The organism is Hymenobacter aerilatus (genome assembly GCF_022921095.1).
GTDB classification, from domain to species: domain Bacteria; phylum Bacteroidota; class Bacteroidia; order Cytophagales; family Hymenobacteraceae; genus Hymenobacter; species Hymenobacter aerilatus.
This window is the reverse complement of record NZ_CP095053.1, coordinates 4,462,220-4,486,831: the sequence shown is the minus strand read 5'-3', so window position 1 is coordinate 4,486,831 and position 24,612 is coordinate 4,462,220. Positions and strand designations below refer to the sequence as shown.

The 24,612-nt window shown below is 60.6% G+C and carries 13 protein-coding genes and 1 pseudogene; 1 reads left to right on the top strand and 13 read right to left on the bottom strand.

Annotated features, from left to right (window positions below; genetic code table 11):
- The first annotated feature begins 213 nt into the window (after positions 1 to 213).
- Entirely contained in the window at positions 214 to 1,068 is an 855-nt protein-coding gene (locus tag MUN82_RS18755; RefSeq protein ID WP_245092870.1) for an endonuclease/exonuclease/phosphatase family protein, read from the top strand.
- A gap of 224 nt (positions 1,069 to 1,292) precedes the next feature.
- Here the strand turns inward: MUN82_RS18755 and MUN82_RS22505 are convergent, their stop codons facing one another.
- From MUN82_RS22505 to MUN82_RS18690, 13 genes and pseudogenes are all read right to left on the bottom strand, one after another.
- The gene (locus MUN82_RS22505; protein ID WP_245097606.1) at positions 1,293 to 2,087 is read right to left on the bottom strand and encodes a glycoside hydrolase family 16 protein; all 795 of its coding nucleotides are present in this window, start codon (positions 2,085 to 2,087) and stop codon (positions 1,293 to 1,295) included.
- A gap of 402 nt (positions 2,088 to 2,489) precedes the next feature.
- Positions 2,490 to 3,419: pseudogene (locus MUN82_RS22500) on the bottom strand (BNR repeat-containing protein); the annotation flags it as partial.
- A 10-nt stretch (positions 3,420 to 3,429) separates the two neighbouring features.
- On the bottom strand, positions 3,430 to 3,984 hold the full coding sequence (locus MUN82_RS18740) for a hypothetical protein (protein ID WP_245092868.1): 555 nt from the start codon (positions 3,982 to 3,984) through the stop codon (positions 3,430 to 3,432).
- A 183-nt stretch (positions 3,985 to 4,167) separates the two neighbouring features.
- A complete protein-coding gene (gene lacZ / locus MUN82_RS18735; RefSeq protein WP_245092866.1) occupies positions 4,168 to 7,353 on the bottom strand; it encodes a beta-galactosidase, LacZ type in 3,186 nt (1,061 codons plus the stop codon).
- Positions 7,354 to 7,551: 198 nt separating this feature from the next.
- Positions 7,552 to 9,495, bottom strand: coding sequence for a glycoside hydrolase family 97 protein (locus MUN82_RS18730; RefSeq protein ID WP_245092864.1), 1,944 nt, complete (start codon positions 9,493 to 9,495; stop codon positions 7,552 to 7,554).
- 266 nt (positions 9,496 to 9,761) lie between these two features.
- Positions 9,762 to 10,916, bottom strand: a complete 1,155-nt coding sequence (locus tag MUN82_RS18725) for a glycoside hydrolase family 88/105 protein (RefSeq protein ID WP_245092862.1) — start codon at positions 10,914 to 10,916, stop codon at positions 9,762 to 9,764.
- Between the two features lie 151 nt (positions 10,917 to 11,067).
- Entirely contained in the window at positions 11,068 to 12,084 is a 1,017-nt protein-coding gene (locus MUN82_RS18720) for a glycoside hydrolase family 43 protein (protein WP_245092860.1), read from the bottom strand.
- A 62-nt stretch (positions 12,085 to 12,146) separates the two neighbouring features.
- Positions 12,147 to 12,893 (bottom strand): DUF1349 domain-containing protein, encoded by a 747-nt coding sequence (locus MUN82_RS18715; RefSeq protein ID WP_245092858.1) that lies wholly within the window; start codon positions 12,891 to 12,893, stop codon positions 12,147 to 12,149.
- 27 nt (positions 12,894 to 12,920) lie between these two features.
- Positions 12,921 to 15,134 carry a glycoside hydrolase family 43 protein gene (locus tag MUN82_RS18710; RefSeq protein ID WP_245092856.1) on the bottom strand — a complete coding sequence of 738 codons (2,214 nt, stop codon included), beginning with the start codon at positions 15,132 to 15,134 and terminating at the stop codon, positions 12,921 to 12,923.
- A 138-nt stretch (positions 15,135 to 15,272) separates the two neighbouring features.
- Positions 15,273 to 17,807, bottom strand: coding sequence for a glycoside hydrolase family 95 protein (locus tag MUN82_RS18705; RefSeq protein ID WP_245092855.1), 2,535 nt, complete (start codon positions 17,805 to 17,807; stop codon positions 15,273 to 15,275).
- A gap of 122 nt (positions 17,808 to 17,929) precedes the next feature.
- A complete protein-coding gene (locus MUN82_RS18700; protein WP_245092854.1) occupies positions 17,930 to 20,326 on the bottom strand; it encodes a glycoside hydrolase family 31 protein in 2,397 nt (798 codons plus the stop codon).
- A 246-nt stretch (positions 20,327 to 20,572) separates the two neighbouring features.
- Positions 20,573 to 22,693: a DUF2264 domain-containing protein gene (locus tag MUN82_RS18695; protein WP_245092853.1), complete on the bottom strand. Its 2,121-nt coding sequence runs from the start codon at positions 22,691 to 22,693 to the stop codon at positions 20,573 to 20,575.
- A gap of 3 nt (positions 22,694 to 22,696) precedes the next feature.
- Positions 22,697 to 24,610, bottom strand: coding sequence for a glycoside hydrolase family 35 protein (locus MUN82_RS18690; RefSeq protein WP_245092852.1), 1,914 nt, complete (start codon positions 24,608 to 24,610; stop codon positions 22,697 to 22,699).
- Between the last annotated feature and the right edge of the window lie 2 nt (positions 24,611 to 24,612).

Below are 24,612 nucleotides of genomic sequence, written 5' to 3'. Positions count from 1 at the left end.
TCCTGAACAACGGCCGGCTGTGCTCCTAAAAACCGTGTGTCATCCTGAGCAGAGTGAAGGACCTTCTCACGTCTGCACGACAGGCGTACCAACGATTCGTTCTGCCGTGAGAAGGTCCTTCGCTCTGCTCAGGATGACACACGATTTTTTCAGGATGACAGATGATTTAACTACTAACCAGTACAGCTTTTCCTTTCACCGCTTTCTTTCCCAATGCTCAAGCACACCCTACTCGCCTCGCTTCTATTCCTCGGCGCAGCCACTACCCTCTCGGCCCAGACGCTGAAGCTGGCGACTTACAACATCCGCTACGACAACAAGCGTGATACCGCCAACGCCTGGGGCAAGCGCGTGCCCTACCTTACCAAGCTCGTTCGCTTCCAGGACTTTGATGTGTTTGGCACGCAGGAAGTGCTCTACAACCAGTTGCAGGATATGGCTGGCCAGCTGCCCGGCTATGCGCACGTGGGCGTGGGCCGCGACGACGGCAAGCAAGCTGGTGAGTTCTCGACCATCTTTTATAAAAAGGATAAGTTCGACCTGCTGCAACAAGGCACGTTCTGGCTGTCGCCTACCAGCGCCACGCCCAGCAAGGGCTGGGACGCTGCCCTACCCCGTATCTGCTCCTGGGCGCACCTGCGCGACAAAGGCACCGGTTTCACGTTCTACTTCTTCAACACCCACTTCGACCACGTAGGCAAGGAAGCCCGCCGTGAAAGCTCCAAGCTGATCTTGGCGAAGGTGAAGGAAATGGCCGGCACCACGCCCGCCATCCTCACCGGCGACTTCAACATCGACCAGCGCAACGAGAGCTACACCATCCTCAGCACCTCAGGCACCCTAAAGGATGCCTACCAGACGGCACAGGTGGTGTATGCGCCCAACGGCACGTTCAACGGCTTCGACCCCATGCGCAAAACCGACGCCCGCATCGACCATATCTTCCTCAGCCCCGCCTTCACCGCCACCCGCTACGGCATTCTAACGGACACCTACAGCGGCGGCAAAACACCCTCCGACCATTACCCGGTAGCCGTGGAGGTGCAGTATAGCACGAAGAAAAAGTAGAAGTATGGGTGATGGCGCGGGGCTGTGCCCCGTGCCGACTATGCGCAGGCCTCTGGCCTGCCCGGCCAAACATTCCGTGAGCTTCAATGGCGCGGACGATGGCAGGCCAGAGGCCTGCGTACAATCGGCACGGGGCACAGCCCCGCGCCATTCGCTGGACAGCCTCGCCTGAAAAGCAGACCCGAGTTACGCTGCGCTACACTCGCGCCAGTTGATCTACTACCCTACCGTTGGTACACGCGCACGTAGTCTATTTCGTAGCGGCTGGGGAGGATAGTGCCTTCCAGGGGGCCGCCATTGTCGCCGCCCAGGGCTAGGTTCAATAAGATATAGTGCGGCTGCATCATGGGGTTGCGGCCGGTGCCGTCTTGGTTCACGGTGGCCGTGAGAGGCGTTTCGTTGAGCAGCAGGTCGTCTACATAGAGACGGATGGAGTTGGCATCCCAGTCCATGCGCCACACGTGGAATTTCTTGGCCCAGTCGGGGTCGGCGAAGGAGTCGACGGCTTTGGTTTCGCTGTGCCACTTGGCGTTGTAGCGCTTGTCGGTGCCAGAGGCTACGTTGGCGAGAATATTCCCTTTGTAGTACTCCATAATGTCGATTTCGCCGTTGGAGGGCCACTCGCCGGCCACACCCAGCGTCCAGAACGCGGGCCACAGACCGGGGCGCGCATCAATACGCCCGCGCATCTCGAAGCGGCCGTATTGCCACTGCTGCTGCCCCTGCGTGTTCAGGCTGGCCGAAGTGTAGTCGATGGTAGGGCGGCTGGTTTTCCAGTCGGTGCTGCCCGGCTGGTAGGTAGGGTTGGGCCGGTTCTCCTTGCGTGCTTCAATGACAAGCATCCCATTCTCTACGCGGGCATTGTCGGGCTGATACCATTGCAGCTCGTGGTTGCGGGTGAAACCGTTTTCAAATTGCCAGTTCTTTGGGTCGGGACGGCCTTCGGTGTTGAACTCATCGGCCCACACCAGTCGCCAGCCATCTTGCGTAGCTGCCGGGGTAGGCGCCGTTGCTCCCAGCGACCAGGGGGTGGCTGCTTGCTTCACGAAAGACGCTTCCGGCTGCCACTCCTGTATATAGACGGGCTGCGGGGGTAGGTTTTCCAGTGTTTCGCCGTCGCCCTGGCCGGTGCGCTGCACAAATAGGTGCAGCACGTGGCGGCGCTGCCACAGCTCCGTATCGTAGCTGGGCTCCCAGTTGCCCACGCTGGTGGTGGTCAGATCGGTCACGGCCCACTGGTTTTGCCTGAGGTCGAGGCAGGCGGCCACCGAGGCGCGGTCCTGGCGCTCAGCATCGCGGAACACGAGGTAGGCGGCGGTACGGCCCTTCTGGGTTTCAACCAGTAGCTGCGGCCGCGAAATCGGAATCTTCTTGGTCCCTACCCCACTCAGGCTGAAGGGTGTGGTACGCTGGCTGATCTGTTGCGTTTTCCAGGCACCGCCGGCTTTATAAATCAGCTGGTACTGCGGCACTTGCGTGCCCTGCGGCCGCCAGTAAGTGGCAATGTAAGGCGTGCCACCCGCATCGGTCGTGATGGTGGTTTGGTTGATCAGTTCGCTGTTCTCCGGAATGCGGGCCGCATATTCGGCCGTGGCCTGCGTGATGGGTAGGCGGTAGGCTTCGCCGGTGCTCTTTTGCCAGGTTTTGCCCCCATCTAGAGAGCGGGCATAGGCCATGTCGTGGTTGCTGGCTACGTTGGGGCTCTCCCGCCACACCCACGACAGATGGATAGCACCCTTCGCATCGATACAAGCCTGCCAATAGGCGTTGCGCTGCTTTTCGCCGTCGATGAGCACATCGTGGAGGCGGCGCCACTGCTGGGTTTTGGTGGAGTAGTAGTTTAGGGCCAAGTTGCCATTGCCGGAGCTACCGTCGCGGTACAGAAACAACAGGTCGCCGCTGGGGAAGCGGTGAAACTCGGGGTAGGTCACGTTCTTTTCCCGGTCACCGGTCATGGGCAGCAACTCGCTCATTTCCAACGAGCCGGGCGCTTTGCTGCGGCAGTAGTGCAAGGGGTTGCCGTGGTGGTCGAAGGAGCAGTGCAGGTAGCCGCGCCCATCCACCATGATGCTGATAACGTTATGCGCATCTTGCACTTTGCCCCGGTACTGCGTACGCTGCACCTGCCACGGCCCGCGGGGTAGGCGGCGCTTGGCCAGCACCACATAGCCCGCCGAGTCGTAGTAGGCGGTGTACTGTTCCCGGCCGTGCGTCACCACGGAGTTTTTGCGGAATACGGCTCCGTTCACGTTGTTTTTGGCCCAGCCTAACCCTACGGGCGTTTGGGCGGAGACCTGTAATCCACTGTAGATCAAAAGAAATACCAACAACCAAGAGCGTGCAAAAGGCATAGTAGCAGAGTTATTGACTCGCGTTACCCCGAATCATAATAGTACCTGGTGGGTGATATGTCGGCCGCGGGTTCGTCCGCACCAACCGAATGTTGATGACTGTAGTCGATTGGCCAACGGAAGGGCGCATTACGTCGATACCAGCAATGGCATCCGTCACAATGCGTAGTCCGGTATCTTCCAACGGCTGGCCTTCCAGCTGAAAAGCAACTGGCCCGCGCAGCTTCAGCCACTGCTGAATAGCTGCCAATGACTTGGTATTTCCTTTAAACCTCTTTTTAAGGTTGACACTTACTACACCGTGCGACATCACACTACGCAGTCGTGCTGGGACTTCGCCTCCTTTATAGACCACTATCTCCGCAATATTTGCTGGTACCACGTCCCACAAACCACCCACAATAAAGCGGTCATTCAGCACATACACCGGGCTTGAATTGTCGTGCCGAACTGTATCAGGGGTTGGTGCCGTTGCGGGTACTTCGGTGGCCTGTTGCGCCCAACTCGACCAGCTATTTAAATACCCCAGACTAAGTAATAACGAAGTGAGCCACAGGTAGCGCATAGTAGTGATGCTTTAAAAGGATTAACTATTTCCTCTAAAGAAAGCACTTGTTCTAAACATACAGTCTGCAGCACTATATGAAGTAGAAACACAACATGTTTGCCTTGCCATTACTGACTTTATTTCACCCAATTCAAGCCGTTCAACGACAAGACATAACATGTTGTGTCTCTACTCCTTTGCCTACCTAATGCTACCTTTAGGCGTTGCCTGTGAGGTAGCGCCTTTGCCCGTTTCACTGCCATCCAGCAGGCGCAGCGTGTAGGTGTAGGTATACTTTTTATCCAGCAGACGGTACTGCTCGTGCGGCAGGGCGCCCCAGCTGTTGTCGCCACCTACGCCGCGCTGCTTCAAATCAAGGTGCAGCGAAGTCTGACGGGAAGGCTTTAGGTCGGTGGGGTGCTGCTGCTTTTTGGTGAGGCCGGGGTCCATATCTTCGGCACTATAGGGTAGGGCGCTGAAGCAGATAGGCTGTTGAGTGCCTTCTACGCGCAGGCCGCGTCCTGCAGCATTCGTCAGCGTTAGCCAGCGCACATCGGTGCGGTAGCCACACTCCTGCGGGCGTAGGTAGTTGGTTGTGAACTGCCCAGCCACTGAGTCGCGGTAGGTGCCTAAGAAAGCGGCGGTGTTGCGGTCGGCATAGTTTTCCCAGGGCCCGCGGCCGTAATAGGTCAGCTCGCTGAACTGCTTGGGCATCTCCAGGCGCATACCAAAGCGCGGCATCTCGGGCAGGTTTCTGCCTGTCAGGTCAATAGAGGCCGTTACTTGCACGGCTCCGTCGGGGCGCAGGAGGTAGGCTACTGTATACGGCGAGTTGATGTCGCTGAGTAGGTAGTCAACGGTGATGGGTAAGCCCGCGGCGGTTTGTTCGCCTACCATCACGCGCTGCACCTGGCGGGCGGCGTGGGCTGTACGCCACACGCCCAAGCGCTCGGGCATTCCGTTACCAAAGTCGTTATCCGTGGGGGCACGCCAGAAGTAGGGCTCAGGGAAGCTGCCAAGGACAGATTCGTTGCGCAACCGATAGTCGGTTAGGCGGCCCTGCTTGGTATTGAACTCGCCGCGTACCTCGCCCGCCGTAAACGTCAGCTTGTCGCCGTCGCGCTTTACTTGCAGGGTAGTGGCGGTAGGGGAAGCCGCCGCGAAGTACGTGGCGGCGGGTGTGAGCACAAACTGCTCACGCGCAACTTCGTGCCCGGCGGGCACCAGCGCGGCAGCCTTCTTGGTGAGGGCAAAAACATTGAGCACGTACTCTGTACCAGGCTGGGCCGACAGGGTAGGCAAACTCAGCTTTACCTGTTGCTGCTGCCGGGGTAGGGCTTTCGGGGAAAAAGTACCGCGCTTTACTACCGCGCCGTTTTTCAGCAGCTCCCAGCGGAAATCATAGTTTTCCAGTGTATTAAAAGAAAACCCGTTGTGCACTGTGATGCGACCATCGGCGGGCTTGGCAGCACTAAACCGGATGTCTTGGTAGACTTTTTTCACCTCGTAGATAGACGGGTGCGCCGAGCGGTCAGCGCCTACCAGCCCATTACCACTGAAGTTTTCGTCGTTCTGCAAGTGGTAACCACCTAGGTCGCCGCCGTAGGCCCAAAAGGGCGCCCCGGTAGGAGTTGTGGTTTTGATTCCCTGGTCTACCCAGTCCCAGATAAAGCCACCTTGCATGTGCGGCTTGCTACGAATCAAGTCCCAGTACTCTTGAAAGTTACCACTGCTGTTGCCCATCGCGTGCGAGTATTCACACATGATGTACGGCCGAGTTTTATCGGTGGCATTGGCGTATTTTTTCATGGAGCCCATACCGGGATACATGGGGCACACAATGTCGGTGTCCACATCTTCGCCGGCTTGCTCAAACTGTACAGGGCGGCTAGGGTCGCGCTGCTTCAGCCACTTATAGGCATCATGAAACACAGGGCCATTGCCGCACTCGTTGCCCATACTCCACACAATCACGGAAGCGTGGTTTTTGTCGCGCTCCAGCAGCCGTTCAATCCGGTCTAGGTGTGCGGGGGCCCACTGCGGCAAGTAAGCGGGGTGCTTGCTCTTGTCAAACCACCCCTGCCACTCAGCCCCAAAGCCGTGGGTTTCAATGTTGGCTTCATCTACCAAGTACAGCCCGTACTCGTCGCACAGCTTATACCACCGCTCATCGTTGGGGTAGTGGCTGGTACGCACGGCGTTAATGTTGTGCTGCTTCATCAGCTGCACGTCCTGGCGCATCACAGCTTCACTCACGGCCCTACCCGTGGTTTGATCAAACTCGTGGCGGTTCACGCCATGCACTTCTATTGGCACACCGTTCACCATCAGCTGCGCATCTTTGATTTCCACTTTGCGGAAACCCAGCTTGCAGCCGGTGAGGGCCAGCACCTTGCCCTGTGCGTCTTCCAACGCAATGCGGCACTGGTAGAGGGTAGGCTGCTCTGCGCTCCAGCGGCGCACATTGGGCACGGTGCCACGCAACGTTACGGTTTGTGCATCGGGCGCTACGGGTTGCTCTTGGCGCAGCACCGTTTTGCCCGTAGCATCCAGCAGCTCTACCCGCACACGGGCTGGCGTGGCCTGCGCGCCGGCAAAACTACGCAACGTCACATCGGCCGAGAACTGCCCGTTTTTGTAACTTGGATCGAGGTCGGCATGCGCAAAGAAGTCCCATATGCTCCGCTTCGGTAGGCTGAGCAAGGCCACATCCCGGTCGATGCCGGAAAGGCGCCACATGTCCTGATCTTCGAGGTAACTACCATCGTGCCAGCGCAGTACTTGTACAGCAAGTTGGTTTTCTCCCGCTTTCAGGTAGGGGGTAATATCGAACTCGGCCGGTGACTTCGCTACCTTGCTCATGCCCACGCGCTGCCCGTTCACAAACACCATGGCGTAGCCCGAAATAGAGCCGAACCGCAACAACACCTCACGCCCAGCCCAGCCCGCTGGCACCGTAAAGGTGCGCCGGTAGGTACCTACGGGGTTGTCGCGGCCATCAATGAAGGGCGGATTCTTGGGAAACGGGTATACGATATTGGTGTAGATGGGAATTCCGTAGCCCTGCATTTCCCAGTTGGAGGGTACGGGAATAGTTTTCCAGGCGGCATCGTCGAAGTTGGCCTGGGCAAAGTTGGTGGGGCGCTCGGCTGGCCGAAGCGCAAAGTTGAATTTCCAGTTGCCGTTTAGCGACTGATAGTAGGGCGAGCGGCTGTAGTCATCGGCGGCCACATCGGCAGCCTTCTCATAGAGCACAAAGCTGGCGCGTCCCTTTTCTTTATGCTCGTCCAGTACTTGCGGATTTTCCCACTCGTTGGGGGTAGGCTGGGCTGTAGCTGCCCTGCTTGTTAGGAGCAGGGCGGCCAGTAAAAAATGAAGGTTACGCATATACAGGAAAGGTAAAGCAGTAGATAACGGTGTGGTTGGCACCGTTAGGCAAACCTACGCCACTACCTGCGAAGCAACCGGGGACATTTCGGGAGAATGGCGGGGTGATATTCGTCGGGGGCAGTATGACAGCCATTCGCTTACCTCGCCCTACACAAATAGCTTTGCGCTGCAGCTGAAGCACTTCCCTACCCTCTCCTACTCCGGTTGCACCACAAAGCCCCCACGCGCCGGCAGCGTCACGCTCACCGCGTTGCCAGCCACGGGCTGCGTGCTGAAGCTGCGGTTGGTAGCACCGTCGGTGATGAGCGTGCCACTTTTCAGGCCTAGCTTGCCTAGGTCAACCTGAATAGTTTTGGGCGCATCGGTGGCGTTGATGCCGGCCAGGTACCAGCGGCCATCGGGGGCCTGGCGGGCCAGCACGGCGTACTGGCCAGGGTATCCCTCCACAAAGCGCACATCGGCCCAGCGCGGGGGTAGCTTTTTCACAAACTCGCGCACGTAGGCAGGCTGCGCGGCCATGCCCTCGGGCACCTCAGCGTAGTGCTGAATGCCCGACTGAAACAGCACCGACAAGGCCAGCTCAAACGCGTTGGAGGTGCGGCGCTGCTTGCCGTTGATTTCCGAAAACGCCATGGGCGTGAAGTCCATTGGGCCCACGGCGTTGCGGGTGAAGAGGAGCGTAGCGCAGTGGGTAGGCTCCTGGTCAGTATTGTTTTGGTCGAAGGTCAGGAACTCGAAGCCCTTCACGGCTTCCATGGTCATCAGGTTTGGGTAGGTGCGGTTCCAGCCCCGCGGGATGGTAGTGCCGTGAAAGTTCACGAGCAGCCCGGCCTTCGCGGCGTCTTCCAGCAGGTCCTGGTAGTAGTTCATAAACGACTGCCCATCCCCGCCGAAGAAGTCAATTTTCAGCCCGGCTATACCCATTTGCTTGATGCGGGCAAACTCCTTGCGTCGGCTTTCGGCCTCGAAGAGCACATTTTTCGGCGTTTGGGGAGCTTCGTTCCAGTGGCCGTTGGAGTTGTACCACACCAGCAGCCCCACGTTTTTGGAGCGGGCATATTGGGCCAATTCCTGCGTTTTGTCGTAGCCTATCTGCGTGTCCCACAGGGCATCTACCAGGCAGTAGCGCCATTCCATGTCGGCGGCGTAGTCGATGAAGCGGCGCTGCACATCGTAGGTGGTTTTGCCGTCGCCCAGCAGCACCCACGACCACGACGATTTGCCGGCTACTTCCGGCACCACGGCCGTTTGGGCGGGTGCGCTCACGTCCGTTGTCAAAGTAGATTCTACAATGGGCGCCAGCGAGTTGCCGACCACCAGCACGCGCCAGGGTGTGCGCCAGGGTAGGCGACCTTCGGGCAGTACGGGGGCTTCGGGGGTGGTGCGCTCCTGGGGCTGCGCGAAGGCAATGCTGTACTCGGCGTCGGGGGAGGCGTGCGCCAGGTGGGAGCCGCAGTAAGTGCGCCCCATACCAGCCTCCGTGAGCAGTACCCAATGCCCGTTGGCTTCAAACAAAGCCGGAAACGACCAGCCTTCTCCAATAGTAGAGGGCGTGCCGGCCGCTATGCCGCGCTGGTAGTTTTCCTCGTAGGAAGGCTGCGTTTTGGCCCAGCCGGTTTGGGCTTTGGCGTGCGGGTGCAGCCACCCCTTGGCGCTGGCGGGCAGGTGAAAGGTGGTGTTTTCGGCAGTGATGCGCTGCACCTCCTGGCTGGTGCCTTCTACCACATATTGAAACGCTACCCCGTCGTTGGACACCTGAAACACCACGCTCAGCTGTGGGGCGCCGGCCTTACCCGCGAAGTGCACCACGCGCCGGTTGGCCCGGTAGCGGCAATTGGCGCGCTTGTCGGTGGCCAGCTGGTAGTCGTCGGTCACGGCTTCTACCTTGTCCGCTTTCTTCAGCTTCAGGCCCTGGCTCAGGTCGGTGCCGGCGAGCTGCAAGCCCAGGCGCGACGGCCGCAGCACCTCGGCACTGCGGTAGCGCACGGCGTAGGTAGGCTGGCCCTGGCCGGTCACGTCTACAGTCACTTGCACGGCGCCGTCGGGGCTGGCTACACGGATAGGTTTGGCGGCCTGGGCGGCAGTGGTTAGGCTGAGCAAGCCGAGGAAAGGTAGGAAGTGCGTGATATAGGAAGGCATTGAGTAGGTGTTTATGAGGGTCGTTCTGGTGGGCGCCTCCCCCCCGGCCCCTCTCCGAAAATGGAGAGGGGGTGCCGGACGAGTAGGTTCTTAGTCACCGGCTGTTGGCTAGCAGCTTTTGATGAAGGAAGCTAACCGCCATCAGCTATGGGCTCCGGCAAAGGCTCCCCCTCTCCACTTTCGGAGAGGGGGCCGGGGGTGAGGCGCACCGTTCGCGCCGTGCACGCTTTCGCCGCGCAATCTATGCCTTTACACTACTACCCAAGCTACCGTTTATCTACATGATGATACATCTCGCTAGCGGCAAGTAGGAAAGCCCCTACCCCGAAATTAGATGTGGAGTTTTTGTCGACTACCTGACCAGGAATGGCTTTCTCGCCGATGGGCTGCACGTAGCCGATGGTGCCGTCGGGTTGGAGGGCGGTGGAGGTGAGGTACTGCCAGCCCTTCATAGCTGTGGGCAGGTACTCCTTGCGGTCCAGCAGACCGTTGTTGATGCCCCACAGGTAGGCAAAGGTGTTAAAGGCCGTGCCGCTGGTTTCGGGGCCGGGGGCGTGCGCGGGGTCCAGGAGGCTGCGCGTCCAGTGGCCTTCGGGCTGTTGGGCTTGCTTGAGGGCAGCAGCCAGGCCGCGGTACTTGCTCAGGTACTCGTCGCGGTGGGGGTCGGTGGCGGGCAGGTCTTGCAGCACTTTGGCCAGGCCGGCAAACACCCACCCATCACCGCGCGCCCAGAAGTCCTTCTTGCCGTTTGCTGATTTGTGCTGGGGGTACACATACTTGGCGTCGCGGTAGTACAGGCCGGTTTCCTGGTCGTACATGATGCTGTTGGCGTAGCTGAAATACTCATGCAACTTCGTCAGGTACTGCGGGTTGCCGGTTACTTTGTGCAGCTTGGTCATCACGGGCATCACCATGTAGAGACCATCAGCCCACCACCAATAGTCATTTTTGTCGGTGCTCATCTCATATTCCATCACCTCTTTCGCCCGCGCAATGCGCTGGGGCTCTGGCTTTAGGTTGTAGAGGTCGACGTAGGTTTGAAAGCAAATCTGCCAGTCGCCGAACAGCACGTAGTCGTCCTTCTCGCCATACTTGTATTTCCACTCCGCCTTGTTGTCCGATTTGGCGCCTTTCCACTGGTTGTGCTCGGCCCACGTTTCAGAATACTGGCGGTATTTCTCGTTGTTGGTGACGGCGTAGGCGGCCATGTTGCCGGTGTGGTAGGCCGCTACGTCCCAAAATGCCCGCTCCTGCGGCGGGTGTGTGGCCTGCCAATGGTCGTTTACCTTCGTGATGAGGGCTAGCATCTCAGCCTTTTGGGGCCGCGCAGACGTGGCCGTGGTAGCCTTGGAGGTGGTGCAGGCGGTAGGCAGCCCCAGCAGCAGAGTTGCGCCGAGCAGGTAGGTGGGAATACGGTTCATGGTGTGAAAGAGAGAGTTTGTGGGAAATGGTTGCCACCTGCCGGTCGGACCGGTGGTCGTTGCTGATGTCCGCGCCGGTTGGGCAGGCATCAGCACGAAGCTTGTGCAACGACGACCGGTCGGACGCCTACGGCGTCGGACCGGCAGACGCCTACGGTCGGTAGGGCTTGCCCAACACCAGCTTGTTGCCCGACACATCCACCGAAAACAGGTGCGGCACGCGGTGGTAGTGGCCCTTGATGTCCTGGTGGCTGTGCGCGGCCATCAGCAGCTTGCCGTTCAGGTCGCGGAACAGCATGCCGTGGCCATAGTTGGGCGGGGTGATGGGGTCTTTTTCCTGCACCCACGGGCCATCGAGGGTGCCGCTGGTGGAGTAGGCTACACCCTGGGTGTACACATCGTAGATCCAGCTGGTCCAGATCATGCCCAGGCGGCCGGTGCCAGTGCGGAATAGATAGGGGCCGTCTGTTACTTTGTTGGGTCGGGCGGGACCAGAGCGCGGGTTTTCGCGGCTCCAGGGCGCGTCGCTGGCCCGAAACAGTACCTGACCGGTGCCTATGGTGCCGCTCAGGTCGGGCTTCAGCTGTATCTTTTCGATGGTGCCGTTCTGGTTTTGCAGCCACTCGTAGCAGTACACCAAGTAGGGTTTCTGGTCTTTATCTACCCACAAGGTGCCATCGAGGGTAGGCTTATTGGCCGGCAGGTAGGTGGCGTCGCCGCCAGGGACGGGCACGTAGGGGCCGCCCGGTTGGTTGCTGACCAGCACGTGGCAGGCCCGGCGCTCAATGGGCGTGCCCTGCACCGTATCAATCTTCACGGCCTGGTTGGTGAAGGTGGCGAAGTAGTAATACTTGCCCTGGTAGGGGTGAATCTCAGCGGCCCAAATTATGGGCTTCGGCCCCATCCAGGAGGTAGGGTCGGGCTGGGCCACCGTGTAGGGCCCCGACCAGCGCTTCATATCCGGGCTTTTCCAGAGCAGGCCGCCGGTGCCGGTCATGTAGTACTGCTTGGTTTTCGCGTCGGCCAAGATGAACGGGTCGCTCAGCCGAATAGAATCCAGCGGCACGTTCTGCCGAACGACCGGTTTTTTGGCTTCCTGCGCCTGCGCGGCCACGGCTAGCAGTTGGCAGCTCAGCAGCAGTGCCCAGCCTGTTCTCCTTCCTATCATCTTTCCTGCTTTGGTTGTGTAATGGCTATTGGTTGGCGAGGCATGTCCGCAGCCGGTTCGTGCTATTGTCCCAGGCGGAAGTCGGAAACGCTGGTGGCGGTAAGTGAACAGTCCTCGAAGCGCGTGCTCATACCTTTGCCCATTGGCGACTGTGCGCTGACACCTAGCCAGATAGTAGCGGGATAGTCGTTTTTGTACAGCCGAGCCAGCTCCCACTGCCGCTGGTCGAGCGAGTAATAGTAGCCGATGGTCTTGGTATCGGACGAGATTTTCAAATACACACTTTTGGCCTTCAACTGGTCGTGGTTGTTGTCGTCGGATGTGCCGATGGTGCGCACACTCACGATGCGCGTGCGAGCCCGCTCGTCGCGCTCGTAGGCAAACTTCTGCCATAGGTCGGGGCGCAGGTACACGTAGAGCACGCCCGCGTCGTAGGTTTCCAGAAACTCCGGCTCTACCTTGGCCGTGAAGGTAAACGGCTTGGTGTTATCCACTTGCGTGAGCAGTACCGGCGCCGTGTGGTTGCTGAGTTTGCCATCGGGGTCGTTGAAGTTGTCGCGCTTGGCGTCGCTGCGCAGCGTCAGCACGTTGCCGTTCACGGTGGCATTCTGCGCCGCCCCGTTCAGCGACCGGGTGAAGGTGATGCCCGCAAACTGCACGTTGCACGAGTCGCCGGGAGAAGTATCCGGTTGCTTCGTGGCTTCGGCAGGGTTATGCTTCTCGACGGCGGTGCCGGTACTCGGCGTGTTGGTGTTGCAGGCCGCGAGCAAGGCCAGCGCGAGCAAAAGAGCGTTACTCCTATTTTTCATAACACGAAACGTATTCGTCAGCAAAACCTACTTCACCCGCACCGGCTGAATGCCGGCATGGGTAGGCACCACGGGCTTGATGCTGCCGTCAGCATTGAACTCCATCTTATCGATGCACACCTCGCGGTTGTAACCCGCGGCATCGCCCATCTTGATGCCCTTGGGGTAGGTGAAGCGGTGGTACACCAGATACCACTCGTCGCGGCCAGGCACCTGGATGGTGCTGTTGTGGCCGGTGCCGTAGATGCCCTGCGCGGGGTCTTTGGTGATAACCAGGTTGTTGGCAGGCACCGTAATCTTGCCCAGGGGCGTGGTAGCCGTGCCGTAGCGCACTTGGTAGTTGGGCGAGCGGGTGTCGTCCTCGCTCCACATAAAGTAGTAGGTGCCGTTGCGGAAGAACACGTGGGCGCCCTCACGGAACGTCTTGTCGGGCGTCATCACCTGGGTGGTGCCGGGCTTCAGGCTCACCAAGTCGTCGTTCAGTTCGGCACCGGCCATGTAGCCGTTGCCCCAGTATAGGTAGAGCTTGCCGCTCTGCGGGTCGCGGAACACGGCCGGGTCTATCTGCTGGCCGCCCTTCACGCCCTCGGGCAGTTGGTTGAGCAGCGGCTTGCCGGTGTCTTTAAACGGTCCAGTCGGGCTGTCCGACAATGCTACCCCGATTTTGGCGCCTGCGCAGAAGTAGTAGGCATAGCGGTAGCCAGTAGCGGTTTTCTGCTCGATGATGCAGGGCGCCCAGGCGTTTTTCTTCTCCCAGCTCACGTCGCGGGGTAGGTCCAGAATCACGCCTTCGTCCTTCCAGTTCACCAAGTCGGGCGAGGAAAACGTCTTGAAATAGGTGCCCGACCAGCCCGTAAACCCATCGGAGGTAGGGTAGAGGTAGAATTTGCCGGTTTTCTCCGCGTACAGAATGGCTGGGTCGGCGTAGTAGCCGTTCAGGGCCGGGTTGTGCGTTTCAGCAACGGATACCGTGTAGGTGCGCTGCTGGCTGCCCTGCCCTACCGTGTAGGTCACGGGGCCCTTGGCGAAGTTCTGCGGGCCGCTAGGCTTCACCGTCAGCCCAAACGTGGTGAGTTGCGGGTCGAACTGCTGCAGGCTGGTGCCCGGCAGCGCCAGGTAGGCCACCTTGGCGGCCGCGCTGTCTACCACGGTATTCTGCTGCCGGATAGCTTTGTTTTGGGCTGTCCCAAACAGATCGGCGGGTGTCAGCCAGCGGGTGGCCAGGCGGGTAGCTTCCTCGGTGGTGATGGGTAGCACGGTGCCGTGGCGGGGGTGGAAGTTCATCTTCACCTCGTCGTCGATTACCTTGAAATGCTCGAAATCGGATGTGCGTGTGAATTGGTAGCGTCCCTTGCCGTACACGTCGTACATCAAGATGTAGTCGTTGCTGTTGTTGAGCTTGAAGGTGCCCGCACCCTCCACGGCATCCTTGGTTTGCTGCACGTAGGGGTCGCGCTGCTGGTAGCCCTCCGTCAGCTTATCCGACACGGCCACCTTGATGCCGTTGCCCTGCCCCTCGGTCTTAAAGAAGAGGTAGTACTTACCGTCTTTCGCCACAATGTCGCCGTCGATGCAGGAGCCGTTGGTGGGCGAAAAGAACAGCTGCTTGGGCTCGCCTTCCAGGTCGGTGAAGTCTTTGTTGGCGTAGGCGTAGTAGATTTTGTCGGGCTCAGAGCCGTATTGCAAAGAGAAGTACACCATATACTTCTTGGCCTTGGCGTCGTAGATGGTTTGCGGCGCCCACACCCGTTTCAGGTTTTCCTGGTTGGGGTATTTCTTCTGGATGTTGACCACGCTGGATTTCCAGTTGATCAGGTCGTTGGACTTCAGCAGTACCATGCCCCGGTTGCTGCTCCAGCCCTTGGCCGATACCATATCGGTAGCCACCATGTAGTAAGTCTTACCGTCATGGCCACGCAAAATATGTGGGTCGCGCACGCCTCCAGTCTCACTGATGGCCGCCGAGCTGAGGATGGGCCGGTTGCCGTTGAGGGCCGTGTAGTGGTAGCCATCCTGACTGAGCGCGAAGCGAATGGCTTCCTGCTTTTTGTCGTTGCCGGTGAAGTAGGCAAACAGGTAGGCGGTGGTTTTCGGTGGCTTGGCGGTGGCAAGCGTCGCAGGTCCTACCAGCGCGAGCAGTAGCAGCACTACCCCGGCTATGCGCCTAAAGAAGCGGTATTGACCGATGCCGGCGTGGGTGGCGCAACGGCGGCGAAATGCAGAACGAAAGAACGTCATCATAGGGAAAGAAAAGTATCGAAGTGGGCGCAACGCAAAAGAGTCAAATTTTGGGAGGGTAGCCAGTGCGGGCCGCGCAAAGGCTAATTTGCCCCCCTTCTTTGACCGTTCCGCGGTTGCTGCAGGCCAGCAGGGCAAGGCCTACCCGGCCGTGAGCTGATACGTGCCACCTTTTTTGGCCTCGAAGCTCAGCACGTAGCCACGGGCATCGCGCGTGGGTGTGGCCCGCACCCCTTTGATGCGGAAAGGCTGGGCTGCCCGCACCACGCACCGCCCGCCGGCCAGGGCCGTGAGGGTGGCCGTTTGCAGCTGGCCACGTTGCCAGGCCATACCCACCTCGAAGCCGCCGCGGGCGCGCAGCCCCTGCACGTGGCCCGTATTCCAGGCGGAGGGTAGGGCCGGCAGCAGCTCCAGCTCGCCCAGGTGGCTTTGCAGCAGCAGCTCGGCCATGCCCGCCGTGCCCGCAAAGTTGCCGTCAATCTGAAAGGGCGGGTGAGCATCGAACAGGTTGGGGTAGGTGCCCCCAGCGCCCCTACCCTTGGCGGGCACGTAGCGCAGCAGCTGTCGAATGAGCGTGTAGGCATGGTCGCCGTCGCGGAGGCGGGCCCACCAGTTTATTTTCCAGGCCTTGCTCCAGCCGGTACCCTCGTCGCCGCGGAGTTCCAATGTCTTGCGGGCCGCCCGAAACAGCTCGGGCGTCTGCGTCTCCGAAAGCTGCCGGCCGGGGTGCAGCCCAAACAAGTGCGACACATGGCGGTGCTGCGGGTCGGTTTCGGGAAAGTCGCGGTACCACTCCAGCAACTGGCCCTGCTGGCCCACGCGCGGTGGGTACAGTCGCGCCCGACTGGCCAGCAGCTGGGCGCGCAGCTCGGCATCTACGCCCAGCACCTGCGAAGCTTCAATGACGTTGGTAAACAAATCCCATATAGTGGCCATGTCCATAGTAGCCGCCACCGACACGCTTTGCGCCTTGCCGTTTTGGTCTTTAAATAGGTTTTCGGGCGAGGTGGAGGGGGCCGTCACGAGGTAGCCCTCGGGGCCTTCCACCAGCCAGTCGAGGCTAAACAGGGCGGCTTGCTTCATTAGGGGGTAGGCCTGCTCGGCTAGGTAGCGCTTGTCTTGGGTGAAGGCGTAGTGCTCCCACAAGTGCTGGCTCAACCAGTTGCCGCCCATGGCCCAGTTGGCCCACACCGGGTCGCCGTGGCCTATGTCGCCCACGGGGCTGGTAGTGGCCCAGATGTCGGAATTGTGGTGCGCCACCCAGCCCCGGGCGCCGTAAAACTCGCGGGCCGTGTGGGTACCAGCCTTCGCCAGATCGTGCAGCCAACGCAGCAGCGGCTCGTGCAGCTCGCTCAGGTTGGTCACCTCAGCGGGCCAGTAGTTCATCTGGGTGTTGATGTTGATGGTATAGTTGGAGCTCCAGGGCGGACGCACCTCCCGGTTCCAGATGCCTTGCAAGTTAGCCGGCGGCCCACCCGGCCGCGACGACGCCAGCAGCAGGTAGCGCCCGTACTGAAAATATAGCGTTTCCAGGGCCGGATCGTAGGTACCTCCCGCATAGGCTTGCAGCCGCTCGTCGGTGGGTAGGGACGGGGCGGCGCGCCCGGTGGTATCGGCTACTACCAGCGCCACGCGGCCCAAGTAGCGCTGCACGTCGGCCACGTGGGCCTTCCGCAATGCGTCAAACGACTTGCCCGCTGCCCGTTGCATAGCCTCCGCGGCCAGGGCTTTCTCGTCGCGGCCTTCCCGGTCGGGGCACTTGTCGAAGCCGTTGAAGCTGGTAGCGGCCACCACGTACAGCACCACCTCGTTGGCCTGCTCAATGTGCAGCCCCGCCGGACCAGCCGATACGCGCCCGCCCGGCGCCACTGCCCGAATGCAGTACTGAAAACGCATGCCCCGGCAGCCGCTGGTATCGTCGTACACGATGTGCTCCCGGTCTTTGGGGTTGTAGTAGTTGGGGTCGACGTGCGCAGGGGCTTTGCCGCTGACTATCAGCTCCTGTCCTTGCTCTACGGTCCAGCTATGCCGGAGTGGGCTGCTGGCCCCTATATCCAGCGTGAGGGCGTGAGCCTTGCTAGCTCGCAGGCGCACCAGCAGCACATTGTCCGGCGCCGAGGCCAGCACCTCGCGGGTATATTCTACCCCGCCAGCGGTGAAGCGCGTGGTGGCCGTGGCCGTGGGCAAATCCAGCTCCCGGCGGTAGGCGGCATGGGTAGCCGTGCCCAGGTCCTGCTGCAACGCCAAGTCGCCCAGCGGCAGGTAGGACTCGGTGAACAGGCCCTGCATGTGTCGCACCAGCTCGTCGGCTTTGCCGTAGTTCTGCTCGCGCAGCAGCGCCTCGCGCACCTGCGGCAGGTAGGAGGCTGCTTGTGGGTTGACGCTGGTTGGCGCGGGGCCGCCGCTGTACAAGGTGCTTTCGTTTAGCTGAATCAGCTCTTTCTCTACGCCGCCAAACACCATGGCCCCTACCCGGCCATTGCCCACCGGTAGGGCCTCTACCCACTCCGTGGCGGGCTTATTATACCACAGCTTCAGATCGGAGTGGCCGCGCTGGCTTTGAGGTGCCGGCTTTGCGTAGGGTCGGCTCTCCTGCCTGCGTATGGCAGGGGTGCCAGCAGCGGCGGGCGTTGCCAGCATCCCCCACATAAACAACAGGCAGAGAGCGTATTTCATGGGAAGAGTATCAAGCGGAAAGAGAAATAACAAGCGGGAGCTGGGACTGACAACCCTTTTGTCCCAACTGCCCACCCCCCAAACGGTACAAGGCAACCAAGCCGCGCAGGGCGTTCGGCAAGTTATAGCTTCACCAGCAGCTTCTTACCCGTATAGCGCACTTCCTTAGCCGGCTCGGTGCCCTCGCCTACCCCGGTGCCATGCTGCTCATCTACCAGCACCACCCGGAACGTGCGCTGCTGCTGCATACCCGGGAACGAGCCGGCGCGGTTGTCTATCGTCAATTGGCGGGCCTTGTCGTTCCAGCGCAGGCGAATGGTAGCGTAGGCGCCTTTTTCGTAATTGTAGTTGTCGTTTTCGTCTTCGTAGAGCATGAATTCGCCATTGGCTCCTGGGTAGACGCGAATTTCCAGCGGCGCGTCGGGCTTTTCGCCTGTGTATTGCTGAAGCGGGCCTAGCGGCAGCACCGAGCCGGCGCGCACGTAGAGCGGCATGAGGTCAATAGGCGTTTGGCGTTGCACCGTCTGCCCACCATTATGGCGCTTGCCCGTCCAGAAATCCACCCAGCTGGTGCCGGCCGGCAAGTATACTTCGGTGGTTTTGGTGGTCGAGAAATTGGGCGGTACGGGCTGGTTTTTGTCGGGCCGATTGACGTACTGCGCCTCCACTACGGGCCGCACCAGCAGAGCCGGGCCAAACATGTACTCCGAGCCCATATCTACTACCTTGGGGTCGGTGGGAAAATCCATGGGTAAGGCCCGCATCAGGGTGCCGGCGCGGCTGGTTACGCCCCAGGCGTTGGCGTAGAGGTAGGGTTGCAGGCGGTAGCGCAGGTCGACAAACTTCTTCTGCGCATCAAACGCCCAGCTGCCTTTCTCGCCAAACTGATAAATCTCGCGGGGCGTGTTTTCGCCGTGGGCGCGCATCATGGGCGTGAGGGCCGCAAACTGCTGCCAGCGCGTAAACAGCTCCTGAAACGCCGGGTCTTTCACGCCCTTCGGATATTCGCCGTACGGGAAAAAGCCGCCAATGTCGCTGTTCCAGTACGGGAAGCCGGCCAGGCTCAGGTTGAGCGCGGCGGCGGGCTGCTTGGCCAGCACATCCCAGCGCGAGTTCACATCACCCGACCACACCATGGTGGCGTTGCGCTGCTGCCCGGCAAAGGCCGAGCGCGTGAGAATGAACACACGCTTGGCCTCGCTGGTCTCGCGCTGGTGCTTATATACGCCCGTGGTGCTCATGAGGGGGTAGGCGTTGCGTACCCGCCGGAAGCTGCCCAGCGCCGTTTCGTTGTCGTCGTCGGTGTCGAAGGGCTGGAGCTGATCGGGCTCGGTGGCATCCAACCACCACCCATCCATCCCCAGCCGGAAGATGTTTTTGTTCAGGTAGCTCCAGTAGATGTCGCGGGCCTCGGGGTCGAAGGCGTCGTAGACTTTCACGTGGGGCGTGCGCGGCCAAGTGATGAAGTCGAAGAGCATGTCCTTAGAGGCAAACTCCTGGTAGGCCTTGGTCTTCTTGCCAAACGAGGGCCACACCGAAATAATCTGGTGGGCATTGAGCTTGTGCACCTCGTCTACCATGCCCTGCGGATCGGGGAAGCGCGGGTTGCCAAACTCGGTGGAGTTCCAGTAGTCGTTGTTTTCGCCCCAATACTGCCAGTCCTGCACAATGCCATCGAGGGGCACCCCCAGGGCGCGGTACTTCTTCACCACGTCCAGCAGCTCGTCCTGGCCCCGGTAGCGCTCCTTGCTCTGCCAGAAGCCCAGCGTCCAGCGCGGAAACATGGGGGCTTGCCCCGTGAGGTTGCGGTACTGGGCTACCACGCCATCGGCCGTGCCACCACCGTTCAGCAGGTAGTAATCGGCGCAGTCGCCCACCTCCGAGTCGAATAGCGTGCCCTGGTCGCTGTCGGCAAACTGGGTGGTGGAGTAGTTGTCCCAAAACAAGCCATAGCCCTTGCCCGAGTGCAGCACCGGCACGGCAATATCCAGGTTGCGCTGCTTCAGCAGTACCTTCTGGCCCCGGTAGTTGAGGTGCCCGTCTTGGTGTTGGCCCAGCCCATACACCGCCTCGTTGGGCGCCAGCTGAAACAGCTGCCGCACGCGGTAAGTGGCCGCGCCCAGATCCTGCTTGGCCGTGAAGCGCGAGCCAGAAGCTTTTTCGCTGATCAGCGGCTGGTTTTTAGCTGTCAGAAAGCGTACCTGTCCGGTTTTGGGGTCGATGCGCACTTCGGTACTGTTGCTGCTCAGGCTGATGAAGCCGTCTTTGCTGGCGTACTTCAGCTTGCCCGGCGCGGGCGTCTGCACCACGACTAGGCTTTTGTGCTCCTTTTCAGCGCCCTTCAGAAACTTCACTACCCGCACAATGTCGGGGCTATAGAACTGCACCTGTACCGTCAGCGAGTCGGTGGAAAGTTGCAGGCCGGTGGCGGTTTTCTGGTATTGCTGGGCATGGGCGGCGGGCACCAGCAGCAGGCCAAGCGTCGCCGCAAACAGGGGGGGTAGAATTGGTGTTGGCAAGAGGACAGATTTAGGATAGACCAGTATGGTAATGCAGCAGGAGGTAGGCCGGGCTTTCGACAACGACCCAACATGCTACCCTAAACGCGCGACGCCCCGCCTACCCCACGGCTTCCCACGGCCGCTGAGTAAGTTATCTATAGTGGGGGCTCTGGCTGGACCCGGCTGCTTCCCTAATTGACAGCCGTGCCCAATCCCCCACTAGTAGGGACGCCACACGTTATGCGGAATAGTATCGTTTGATTATCAATGCTGTATCGTTTTCTGCTGACCTGTTGCCATAGTCAGGGTGATGGTGCCGGCCGGAGCCGCATAGTGGATGTTCTTGACAGGTAGCAGCTCCTTCGCAGTCCATTTCTTCCCCGACTTCTTCCACAGCAGCAAGGTGCCGAACACGATGGGGTGGTTGTCGGGTGAGGTGGTGCCCACAGCGTTGAGCACGGTGCTTTGGGCAGCGGCCGGGTGAAGGCCTGTGGCGTCTACCGTCTGCGTTTCCGACCACCCGCTGAGCGGCACCAGCGCCAGCTGGTAGGTTCCGTTGTCGATGATTTGGGCTGTGTAGTTCCCTACCTTGCGCGTGCTGCGCCGGATGGTACCCGCGAGCTGAGGTAGGGCGTAATGGCCCAGGCGCAGTTCGGTAGCCGCGGTGCTCTGGCCCACGTCTACCCGCAGGATGCCGTTGGGTAGGGGCATTTCGGCCAGGTGCAGCCGCACGTCTTTGTTGGATTCCAGTACGGCGTCGCGGTAGTACACGCCGTCCTCAAACTTCTTGAAAGTATAGAGGCGCAGGGGCTCCCACTTACCCTGCTGGTTTTTGAACACGTAGTTCATGGCCACCTCGCCGTTGGGGCCATCGGCTTGCCACGGAAAGGCGCTGTTGTAGCTGAGGCGGTTGTAGTTCTCGTCGCCGCGGTAGGGGTCGGAGCTATCCTGGTGGCAGGGGGCGCGTAACTCGGCCGCGCCGGTGTTGGGGTAGTCGGTCAGGAGGATATTGGGGCCGGGCTCAAACTTGTTGAACACCGTGCCTTTGGCCAATTCCTTGGTAGCCCAGGCCCCCTCGTTTTCGGTGGCGGTCCAGAACGGCGAGTCGGCGGGCACCAGCAGGCCCAGGAATGCCTTGGCCATCCAGTACACGCTACCCCGGCAGCTGTACGGCTGCACGGCCGGCTCGAAGGAACCGTAGTAGCCCAGCGTGGGCACGTTATCTTCCAGAAAATCGGGATGTTGCAGGAATTGCAGCATGGCCCCGGAGGCAATGCGTCGCATCCAGCCAAAGTTGGTACCGGCGGCGGGTTGAAGGCCCATCAGCGGAAACGGCACCACCGCCGCAAAGCGGTAGGTGATGCTGCGCCCCCACATAATCAGGTGCCCATCGCGCCCAAACTGGTAGGGGTAGGTGTCTTTGAGCGGGGCAAAGTTTTCGTTGAGCTTCGCAGCAATTTCGGGGTAGCGCTGGCGCCCGTAGTACTCGCTCCACAGCCGGCCATACATCTGAAACGCCCACATGCTGTAGTAGTCGTAGGTAGGCGCGTCGTTGTACCAGCCCTGGCCGTCGTAGTGGGTCAGCTGTTTTTGCAGGTACTCTTCCAGCAGCTTCTTGTTGACGGGGTAACCGCGAGTATCAAAAAAGCTCAGGATGAAGATGTTGAAGTAGCGCCAGTTTTGGGGCACCGTGGGGCCGTCGCCGTAGCTGAGCATAGTGGCGGCCAGGGCGTCTTTGGTTTTTTCGGGCAGCGGGTCCCACAACACTTCGGGCGCGGCAAATAGAGCCACGCCCAGTCCACCAAACTCCACCAGAATCTGGCTGGGGCCGCCATTCTGGGCCCGGGGCCGGATGCAGCTGGGGCTAGCAGGGTCGACGAGCAGGCCGAGTTGGTGGCGGTAGTAGTCGGCCACCTTCACGCCGTTGAGCGTGAGGTTGGGGTCTTCTTTCAGCAGCGGCGCGGCCATAAACAGCGTGCGGCACAGGCCCTCCAGCTTTTCGGTGGGCACCTGGCCCTCGTTGCGGGGGTAGCTTTTGCCCGGCTCCTTCGGAAACTGCATGGGGTCGTCGAGCTTGCGCACGTAGCTGAACGCGCCGCTAAGCAGGTAGCGGGCGGCATCCTGCCAGTGCCGGCGCGTCATGCCGGTGAAGGGACTGAGGCGCTTGTCGGGCTGCTGCACCTCAAATGGCGGCAGCTTGGTAGGCGCCGGCGCCACGTGCGTATCGAAAAAGGTGGGCGGGGTGGTCTGGGCCACCCCAGAGGTAGGCGCCAGCCACCCGCCTACCCCCAGTGTGCCTATACTGAGTAGAGCAGAGCGAAGGATTGTTGCAGGAAAGAGCGAAGTAAGCGTAAGCAAGAAAGAGCGTTGGGTGGGAGTGGGCACAGGTTAGTTGGTCTTGCGGGCTTCGCCTTCCGGCTTCAGCACGTTCAGGATAGGTTTGTCGAGGCCGGTTAGTTGGTCTTGTTCGGGTTTCAGCAGCTCTAGCACTACCACCTCGTTGCGGCCTTTTTTCAGCCACTCGGCGGGCGCATACACGGTTTGCTGAGGCCCGGTTTCCCAATAGCGGCCCAGGTGGTGGCCGTTCAGCCACACGCTGCCCTTGCCCCACTGGCTCATATCGAGGTAGGTATCGGCGGGGGTAGTGAGCGTGAAGGAGCCGCGCCGCAGCACGGGGCCGTTGCCGGCAGTGGCCTTGCCGGTTTTGGTGGCCGTTACTTTCGTAATGTCATCGAACGGCAGCGGGAAGTGCTGCCAGCCGGTCAGCTCCTTGCCCGCAAACGTCACCTTCTCTGTGATGCCCTTGCGGTTCTGCAAGAGGTAGGCGCCGAAGTTGATGCGGCCCAGGTTTTCCACCAGAATATCCAGCGTAACGGTGCCAGCGGGTAGGGTGATGCTGGCTTCCTGGTGCTCGCCCTTGCGGCGGTCCAGCACGGCCACACGCTGCCCGTTCACCAGCACCACGGCGTAGTCGCGTAGTTCGGTCAGGCTGAGCACGCCCGTGCGGCCGCCCGGCACCTGGGTACGGTAGAGCACGAAGCCATAGGGCTGGTGCAGGTCCTCAAACGTCTGGGGCTTGGCGCTGGTCACGGCCTTGGGCAGCACGCTCAGCAGCGGGGTAGCCTGGCTCAGACTAACGGCCGGAATGCGGGTAGTGGGTTTGGCCGTAGGCACGGCAGGCAGCTTGGTGCCCGCAGGCAAGTGCTTCTCAATAGCCTGCCGGAACGCCATGAACTTGGGGGTAGCATTGCCGGCCTCATCCAGGGGTGCGTCGTAGTCGTAGCTGCTGATCTGGGGTTCGTAGCGCGTGCCCTCGCCCTTGTAATTGGCACCGTTCATGAAGCCGCGGGTAGTGCCCCCATGAAACATGTACATGTTGATGCTCACGCCGGCGGCCAGCACCGAGTCGAGGCGGCCAGCATATTTCTCGGCGGGCACGGTGTGGTGCGGTGCGCCCCACCAGTCGAACCACGCGGGGTACCACTCGGCAATGTAGTAGGGACCTTTGCCGGCGTGGTTGTCGCGCACAATTTTCTTCACCTGGTCGGGTTTGTCGAGGCCATTCACGGCGGGCAGCAGGCCGGACAGGTGGCCGTTGGCCACGTCGGCGGCTGGGTCGCAGGTATAAAGAAGCCCATCGAAGCCGGCCTCGCGGAATAGCTTTTGGTTTTGGGCCAGGTATTCCTTGTCGGCGCCGTAGGAGCCATACTCGTTTTCCACCTGCACCATCAGCACCGGGCCGCCGTGGTTTACTTGCAAGGGTGCCAGCTGCTTGGCCACGGCATTGAGGTAGCGCTTGTAGGCGGCCACGTACTGCGGCTCCTGGCTGCGCACCTTCAGGCCAGCTACGTTTTGCAGCCAGTAAGGGTAGCCCCCAAACTCCCACTCGGCGCACACGTAGGGACTGGGCCGCAGCACCACCCACAGACCTTCTTCCTGGGCCATTTTCACGAAAGCGGCCACGTCGTGATTGCCGCTGAAATCGTACTTGCCGGGCTCCGGCTCATGTGCATTCCAGAACACGTAGGTGCCAATGGTGTTCAGGCCCATAGCTTTGGCCATGCGCATGCGCTGGCGCCAGGCCTCGCGCGGCACGCGGGGGTAGTGTATCTCCCCCGAAATCATCTGAAAAGGCTTGCCGTCGAGCAAAAAGTGCTCGTCGCCCAGCGCAAAGGTGTGTTTGGCAGCCGCAGGGGTAGCGGCAGTTTTGGTTGCAGGCTTGGTTTGCGCCTGCGTGGTGGCAAGAGAGGAGAAGCTAAGGCTGCCCAATAATAGCGCCCGCACAATAGTCTGGTTCAGCACAG

Excerpts from the sequence above, each read along its gene's own strand:
- MUN82_RS18720 (WP_245092860.1), bottom strand. The coding sequence starts at position 12,084 with ATGATAGGAAGGAGAACAGGCTGGGCACTGCTGCTGAGCTGCCAACTG.
- MUN82_RS18710 (WP_245092856.1), bottom strand. The coding sequence starts at position 15,134 with ATGATGACGTTCTTTCGTTCTGCATTTCGCCGCCGTTGCGCCACCCAC.
- MUN82_RS18725 (WP_245092862.1), bottom strand. The coding sequence starts at position 10,916 with ATGAACCGTATTCCCACCTACCTGCTCGGCGCAACTCTGCTGCTGGGG.
- MUN82_RS18730 (WP_245092864.1), bottom strand. The coding sequence starts at position 9,495 with ATGCCTTCCTATATCACGCACTTCCTACCTTTCCTCGGCTTGCTCAGC.
- MUN82_RS18715 (WP_245092858.1), bottom strand. The coding sequence starts at position 12,893 with ATGAAAAATAGGAGTAACGCTCTTTTGCTCGCGCTGGCCTTGCTCGCG.
- lacZ (WP_245092866.1), bottom strand. The coding sequence starts at position 7,353 with ATGCGTAACCTTCATTTTTTACTGGCCGCCCTGCTCCTAACAAGCAGG.
- MUN82_RS18740 (WP_245092868.1), bottom strand. The coding sequence starts at position 3,984 with ATGCGCTACCTGTGGCTCACTTCGTTATTACTTAGTCTGGGGTATTTA.
- MUN82_RS18705 (WP_245092855.1), bottom strand. The coding sequence starts at position 17,807 with ATGAAATACGCTCTCTGCCTGTTGTTTATGTGGGGGATGCTGGCAACG.
- MUN82_RS18755 (WP_245092870.1), top strand. The coding sequence starts at position 214 with ATGCTCAAGCACACCCTACTCGCCTCGCTTCTATTCCTCGGCGCAGCC.